The sequence below is a fragment of the uncultured Thiodictyon sp. genome (assembly GCF_903828115.1).
GTDB lineage: Bacteria > Pseudomonadota > Gammaproteobacteria > Chromatiales > Chromatiaceae > Thiodictyon.
Genome location: NZ_CAIKKU010000229.1, coordinates 1 through 6,361, shown reverse-complemented (window position 1 = coordinate 6,361; position 6,361 = coordinate 1). Strand labels below are relative to the sequence as shown.

Annotated in this window: 7 protein-coding genes and 1 pseudogene; 2 read left to right on the top strand and 6 right to left on the bottom strand. The window is 65.1% G+C overall.

The features are described 5' to 3' along the window. Positions 1-139: 139 nt before the first annotated feature. Positions 140-457 (top strand): annotated as a pseudogene (locus QZY48_RS08420) (DUF4143 domain-containing protein); the annotation flags it as partial. Here QZY48_RS08420 and QZY48_RS08415 read toward each other — a convergent pair. Continuing rightward, positions 442-1,116, bottom strand: coding sequence for a protein-L-isoaspartate(D-aspartate) O-methyltransferase (locus tag QZY48_RS08415; protein WP_295430083.1), 675 nt, complete (start codon positions 1,114-1,116; stop codon positions 442-444). The pseudogene QZY48_RS08420 and the gene QZY48_RS08415 sit on opposite strands and share 16 nt — an antisense overlap. 117 nt (positions 1,117-1,233) lie before the next feature. On the opposite strand from QZY48_RS08415, the gene QZY48_RS08410 reads away from it, so the two are divergent. After that, on the top strand, positions 1,234-1,995 hold the full coding sequence (locus tag QZY48_RS08410) for a DUF3782 domain-containing protein (RefSeq protein WP_295430081.1): 762 nt from the start codon (positions 1,234-1,236) through the stop codon (positions 1,993-1,995). 59 nt (positions 1,996-2,054) lie between these two features. Here the strand turns inward: QZY48_RS08410 and QZY48_RS08405 are convergent, their stop codons facing one another. The 5 genes from QZY48_RS08405 to QZY48_RS08385 all read right to left on the bottom strand — a co-directional run bounded on the left by QZY48_RS08405 (position 2,055) and on the right by QZY48_RS08385 (position 6,254). Further along, positions 2,055-2,354, bottom strand: coding sequence for a hypothetical protein (locus QZY48_RS08405; protein ID WP_295430079.1), 300 nt, complete (start codon positions 2,352-2,354; stop codon positions 2,055-2,057). Positions 2,355-2,426: 72 nt separating this feature from the next. Continuing rightward, positions 2,427-2,795, bottom strand: coding sequence for an HIRAN domain-containing protein (locus QZY48_RS08400; protein ID WP_295430077.1), 369 nt, complete (start codon positions 2,793-2,795; stop codon positions 2,427-2,429). A 154-nt stretch (positions 2,796-2,949) separates the two neighbouring features. Beyond that, positions 2,950-3,729: a DUF3226 domain-containing protein gene (locus QZY48_RS08395; protein WP_295430075.1), complete on the bottom strand. Its 780-nt coding sequence runs from the start codon at positions 3,727-3,729 to the stop codon at positions 2,950-2,952. Positions 3,730-3,732: 3 nt separating this feature from the next. Beyond that, complete coding sequence (locus tag QZY48_RS08390; protein ID WP_295430073.1) at positions 3,733-4,935, bottom strand: ATP/GTP-binding protein; 1,203 nt, start codon at positions 4,933-4,935, stop codon at positions 3,733-3,735. A gap of 71 nt (positions 4,936-5,006) precedes the next feature. Continuing rightward, entirely contained in the window at positions 5,007-6,254 is a 1,248-nt protein-coding gene (locus QZY48_RS08385; protein WP_295430071.1) for a nucleoside transporter C-terminal domain-containing protein, read from the bottom strand. Between the last annotated feature and the right edge of the window lie 107 nt (positions 6,255-6,361).

The following is a 6,361-nucleotide window of genomic DNA, read 5'->3' as shown; positions in this document are numbered from 1 at the left end:
TCGGTTCATCACCGTAAAGCTCCCCACCGTGGGAGCTAACGGCGAAAACCAAGCCATGCACCCCTGGGCAGCCTCGTTGAAGCAGGAACTTAGCACTGAATCTGCCTATGTGTAGGTTTGTGTAAGTCTAAGAGAACGGTTTGTGATCGAAAACCTGTTGGCGGTCGCGCCCCCCAGGACCCAGGCGAGTTTCTATCGGACGGCCGTCGGCGCGGAAGTCGATCTCTTGCTGGAACTGCCGGGTGGACGCGAACCCTGGGCGATCGAGATCAAGCGGACGCTGGCGCCGCGGGTCGAGAAGGGTTTCCACAGCGCCCGGGCGGACCTGGTGCCGGCGCGCAGTTGGGTCCTCTATCCTGGGGCAGACCGCTCCTTGGCCGCGGGGGTGGAGGCCATCGGGTTTACGGCCGCGCTGACGGAGTTGGCGGCGACTGCCCTCGCTCAGGGCGCGTCCTGACGCCCCAGCCCCCCGGTCACCGGGACGAAGCGCACCGGCAACACGCGGCGGCCCTTGACCTCCTCGGACGCTTCCTTCAGGTAGACGCAGAGGTCCTGGATGGCCTCGGGTGCACCGACCGGGATCACCAGCCGGCCGCCCGGCCGCAGTTGTTCCAGGAGGGGTTTGGGGATCCGCGGGGCGGCGGCGGTGACGATGATGCCGGCGAAGGGGGCCGCCTCCGGCCAGCCCTGCCAGCCGTCGCCGGTGCGCACCTGCACCTGGTCATAACCCAGTTCCAGCAAGGTCGTGCGGGCGCGTTGCGCCAGTTCCGGGACTATCTCCACCGTGTAGACCGCGAGCCCCATGGCGGCCAGTACCGCCGCCTGATAGCCGCAGCCGGTACCGATCTCCAGGACCCGTTCCCCGGCGCCGCACTGGAGCAATTGGCTCATGATGGCGACGATATAGGGCTGGGAGATGGTCTGGCCGCTGCCGATGGGCAGCGGGTGATTGGCGTAGGCCAGGTCGCGCTGCGCGGGCGGCACGAAGGCGTGGCGGGGGACCGCGGACAGGGCGGCGCGTACGGTCGGGGCGAGGCGGTCGAAACCGAGTTCCTGCCGGGTCTGGCGGACCTCGGACTCGATTTCGGCGATCAGTGATTCGCGGCGGCTGTTCATGCCTGAAGTCTAGCACCGTGGCGGGCGCCGGGCCCGGCGCGCCGGGCCGGACGATTGCGAAGGTGCGGCCATCCTGGGCTAGACTACAGAACGACGATGAGTTGATGAGAGACCCACATGAACGCTGAATCATTGAAGGAGGCGATCCGCCGGGAACTGCCGGCCCTGCTGCGGGAAGACGCGGACCTGCGGGGCTTTATCCAGGACCTGATGCGCGGACAGTTCGCGGACCGGCTGGAGACCCAGGATCGCTTCGAGAAGCTCCTGGGAGAGTTGCGGCGCGACCGTGAGGCCAACGAGCGTAAGTGGGAGGCCCAAGAGCAGAAATGGGAGGAACAGCAAACCGTCCTGCGGGATCACATGGCCGAGCAAAGTCGCCTGTGGAAGGAAAGCTCCGCTGAGCAGGAGCGTCGCTGGTACCAGAACAAGCGCCAGTTCGACGCGGTCCACGAGGCCATCATGGCCCAGGCCAAGAAGCACGACCGCAGCATCGGCGCCCTGGGCTCCCGTTGGGGTACCCAATCCGAGGCGACCTTCCGCAATGCCCTGGCCGGCATCCTGGAGCAGAGCTTCGGCGTCACCGTCATGCGGGTGGACGAGTATGACGATGCCGGCACCGTCTTCGGCCGTCCCGATCAGGTGGAACTGGACATCATCATCAAGAACGGACTGCTCCTGATCTGCGAACTCAAGTCGTCCATCGACAAGGCCGGGATGTATATCTTCGAGCGCAAGGCGCGCTACTACGAGCAACGCCACGGCCAGAAGGCCAATCGGCTCATCGTCATCTCGCCGATGATCGACCCCCGGGCGCAGCAGGTGGCCGACCAACTCGGCATCGAGACCTTCAGCGACTCACTGGACGTGGCGACGCTTTAGTACTTCGGGCCGGTCCGCGCATCGCCAAGGCTGAAGCCTTGGACTCCGGGGGCGCGGGCTCATTGACCGAACAGGGCCTCGGCCGCCTTGCGCAGGGCGTCCGGGTCAGGGGCGGCGGCGCCCGCCGCGGGCTTGGGATCGGGCTCGAAGAGGTCGCAGAAGTTGGACCTGAGCTTTTCCACTACCCGCTCCACCAAGGGCTCCATGCACTCGTTCGGGCGCCCCGGGGCAAAGTGCCGACAGTTGCGGCAGCAATGCGTCGGCTTGTCGCAGCCGGGGCAGGGGGACTCGCGCCCCAGGTCCAGCCGGGTCAGCCCGGCCCCGCAATTCCAGCAATGGCCGCGGATCTCCTCGCCCATGGTCGTCTCCGGTGGTTGGTTCGGCGGTGATGATCCCGCATTCGCCCGCGTCGCCGCAAACCCGGGTGCGGCTCAGAGCATCAGGACGTCCAGCAGCAGCCGCTGGTCGTGCTCCGCCCCCGGCAGCAGGCGGCGGACGCGGGCGCTCAGGATACGGCGGCGTGCCAGTAGCCGGGACACCACCAGATTCTCCGCCCGCGGCAGATAGCCGAGCTTGCACCCGCGCCAATAGACTGCCACTGCCTGGGGGTCGTGCGGATTGTCCTCTTCCGCCGTCAGGATGAGCACGGCGCCGGGGTGCAGGGCCGACCACAGGGCGGGCGCGGCGTGGTGGCGGAAGCCGGCCAGGCGGCTTTGCTGGATCACGAGCGGTCGGCCGAGCACGGCGGCACTCAGGTCCAGGGGCCGGGGATGGCTCTCGGTGTCAGTCGGTGCGGGCATGATGGTGACCTGCGGCGAGGGACTGGCTGGATAGTCTAGCGGATAAGGGAATCAAGGCATGAGTCCCTGTCATGCAATGAGACTCCGGCGGGGGCGGCGCAGCGGACCCGAGACTTGCCGACGAGCGTCGCTGCATCGGTCCGCACAGCGGACCCTACGGGACTCGGGGCAACTCGAAAAGCGCTGCGAGGAAGGCCTGCACCGCGGCAATCCGGGGAATGGCGAGGGCTTGAGCGCGCAGCCAGCGGTTGTCTTGGAGCGAGGTCTGCACCGCTTTGCCGGGCCTGAGAATACTTGCCATGGCGCCGATGATGGCCTTGTTGCGACCGGCCGGTTTCTTGACGTCGGCGACGTCCTCGCCGGTCAGGCCGGTATCCAGCAACGCGCGATTGACGTGCTCTTGGGCGCTGGCGAGCAGTCCTGGATAGATCGCTTGCGCACTCTCCAGCAAGAGGTCTTCAAGAGTGCCTTGGTTCCGATTATCGGGTAGGACGAAGGCCCCTAGGCGGGGTTTGCCGGTGGTGATCTGTCCAGGTGTAGCATCGAGCGCAAGGCCCTTTGCTGCCATGTCTCCCCTGAGATTCGCATAGCGGGTGGTGGGGGTCTGTTGGTCGGCATCGAGCAGGATGCCGATACTGCTGATTGCGTCGTCATCAAGCTGCCCGACGTTTTGCTCAAGGGTCCGTATCAGTTGGGAGTCCCCGACTGCGGAATGAACGGCTATCGCATGGGTGGCGCTCTGCAGGAACAGGGGAACCGGCACCCGCTTCTGGAGGTCACCGGCGTGCGGGAAGGTACTGGGGACGATGCGCTCAAACACCGGGTCAAGGTCTTTGAGTAGCTGCACGCGCGTCAAGCCATAGGGGCTCAGCAGCCGATAGGAAAATTCGATATCGTGCGGACCCTCGACGACCAGATAGCCGTAGTGGCGCATGGCTTATCTCAGGTCCAGGCCGCGCTCTTGGCGCAGCCCCAGTAGGAGGTCACCAGAAAAACGCTTGACCTTGCTGGCGCCATCGGTACCTGAGAGGCGGAAGGCGACCACATCGCCGGCTCGGGCGCACGGGGCAAGGATAAATGCGTCGAGGGCCTCCAGACTGTGGGTAGTGACGAAGACCTGTACGTCCAATTGGCGTGCGGATTCGATCAGCCATTGAAAGACCCGGCCAAGAGCCTTGATGTGGATGCCGGTCTCCACTTCGTCGATAAGCAGCATCCCGCCGTTCTTTAATCGGGGCAGGGTTGCGGCGAGTAGGATGGAACGCCGCATCGCGTCCCCGAATACCGAGAGCGGCGCCCAACCGAGGCGGCGATGCTCAACATAAATGGCAGGGCGATCACCACGCAGCGAAAGAACTTGGACGGCCATTACATCCGGATCGAAACTTTGGAGCATGATAAGCCCTTGGTCCGAATCGCCCTGTATGACCTGCTTGGAAAGAGAGCTAACCTGCGAGCGGTTTGTTTGGTACGAGTATGGGGTCAGGGTTTCGCACGGCAAGGATACGCGAGCGCGAACCGACCTAATCGTGCCAGAGGGTTCGACACCGTTTTCCCATATACGCAACTCGACGGGCTCTGCTTCCCGTGGTGCGTTCTCGAGAGAGGAGCTAACTTGTGTGGCCCCTTCCCATGAAACATTGTGTACAAGATCGACGAAGCGCATAGCCGATTGGTCGTCTAGCTCGGGAAATAAACCGCGAACTTGACGCAAACGTTCTCGCGCCCTTACGAAGGGTAGCGCTTTGGTGCGGGCGGGGCGCTGGCCGGTGCCTTCAGCAAGAGTCACTGCGAGCCGCCGCAATGGAAACCTACCCTGACATTCGATCTCGCATCGTCCCGAGAATAACTCCTCCGGTTCGGCGAGTCCGCCCATCTGGGTGAAGCACCAACGTAGGGATTGAATAATCGTTTCGTCGAGACGACCGAAGTCCCGCCGCCCAACCATCGTCAGCCATTCCTTTGGGTCGGATGGTTTGCACACGACGGACAGCGCCTCAAGCACGCTGGTCTTACCCGAGTCATTCGCCCCAATCAGTATGTTGACCCGCCCGAGTCCGTCCAGGTCGAGCCCGCGCAGGCCGCGAAAGCCGTCGATCTGGACACGTTCAAATGAGAGTCCGGCCATCTGGGTGCTCATGTTCTTCTTGGCGCCTTGGCGTGAGATCTGTTCAAGACCTGGGTCGGGATATGGTGTACCGCGCGGGCCGCTCAGAGCAACACCGCCACCACCGCCCCCGTCATCAGCGTCGCCAGGGTCCCCGCCAGGATGGACTTCATCCCCAGCCCGACGATCTCCTCGCGCCGCTGCGGGCAGATGGCGCCCATGCCGCCGATCATGATGCCGAGGCTGCCGAAGTTGGCGAAACCGCACATGGCATAGGTCATGATCAGCGCGCTACGCGGACTCAAGGCGCCCGGCGGCAGGGCGGCGAGTTGCAGATAGGCGATGAGTTCGTTCAGGACCGTCTTGACCCCCATCAGGGCCCCCGCCGTGGTCGCCTCCGCCCAGGGGATGCCGATCAGCCAGACCACCGGCGCCAGGACCCAGCCCAGCGCGCGCTGGGCGGTCAGGGGGGCGCCGGCCACGGCCGGGAAGAGACCGAGAATCTGGTTGAGGATCCCGACCAGGGCGACCATGACCACCAGCATCGCGACGATATTGAGCCACAGCGGGATGGCCTCCAGGGTGCCGCGCGTGATGGCGTCGATGGCGCTGCTGGACTCGGCTTGCAGGGGGGCCGGATCATGCTCCGCGGCGGTGCGGGTCTCCGGGACCATCAGGCCGGCGATCAGGAGCGCGGCGGGGGCGCTGATGATGACCGCGGTGAGGATGTGGCCCATGGCGTCCGGGATCACCGGTCCCAGGATGCCCGCGTAGAGGAACATGACGGTTCCGGAGACCGCGGCCATGCCGCAGGTCATGACCGCGAACATAGCGCCGCGGGACAGCCCGATGAGATAGGGGCGGATCAGGAGCGGCGCTTCGATCATGCCGACGAAGATATTGGCAGCGGCGCAGACCCCGAGCGGTCCGCCGATGCCGAGCGTGCGGCGCAGCACCCAGGCGAAGCCGCGTACCACCAGGGGCAGGATACGCCAGTGGAACAGCAGCGCCGACAGCGCGCTGATGACCAGCAGCAGGGGCAGGGCTTGGAAGGCGAGGATGAAGCCGTGCTGCGGGTGGGTCAGGTCGAAGGGCGCCGGCCCGCCGCCCACGTAGCCGAAGACCATGCCGGTGCCCTGCTCGGTCGCCTGCTGAATGGCCCTGACCACGTCATTCAGCGCCATGAACAGGTGCTTGGCGGGGGGCAGCTTCAGCAGCAGGGTGGCGAGGATGAACTGCAGGGCCAGGGCGCCGATGAGGAGCCGCGGGGAGACGGCGCGGCGGTCCTCGCTCAGGACCCAGGCGAAGGCCACGATCAGGACCAGACCGAGCAGGGGTTGAAGCAGGTACATCGCGGGCTCCAGGGGCTTAGTAACGAGTCAAGAACAAATTAAACACAAACACATTCGTTGTCGTTGTCGTTGTCGTTGTCGTAATCGGAAAGAGATGCACTTTGGGG

Excerpts from the sequence above, each read along its gene's own strand:
- QZY48_RS08415 (WP_295430083.1), bottom strand. The coding sequence starts at position 1,116 with ATGAACAGCCGCCGCGAATCACTGATCGCCGAAATCGAGTCCGAGGTC.
- QZY48_RS08410 (WP_295430081.1), top strand. The coding sequence starts at position 1,234 with ATGAACGCTGAATCATTGAAGGAGGCGATCCGCCGGGAACTGCCGGCC.
- QZY48_RS08405 (WP_295430079.1), bottom strand. The coding sequence starts at position 2,354 with ATGGGCGAGGAGATCCGCGGCCATTGCTGGAATTGCGGGGCCGGGCTG.
- QZY48_RS08400 (WP_295430077.1), bottom strand. The coding sequence starts at position 2,795 with ATGCCCGCACCGACTGACACCGAGAGCCATCCCCGGCCCCTGGACCTG.
- QZY48_RS08395 (WP_295430075.1), bottom strand. The coding sequence starts at position 3,729 with ATGCGCCACTACGGCTATCTGGTCGTCGAGGGTCCGCACGATATCGAA.
- QZY48_RS08390 (WP_295430073.1), bottom strand. The coding sequence starts at position 4,935 with ATGAGCACCCAGATGGCCGGACTCTCATTTGAACGTGTCCAGATCGAC.
- QZY48_RS08385 (WP_295430071.1), bottom strand. The coding sequence starts at position 6,254 with ATGTACCTGCTTCAACCCCTGCTCGGTCTGGTCCTGATCGTGGCCTTC.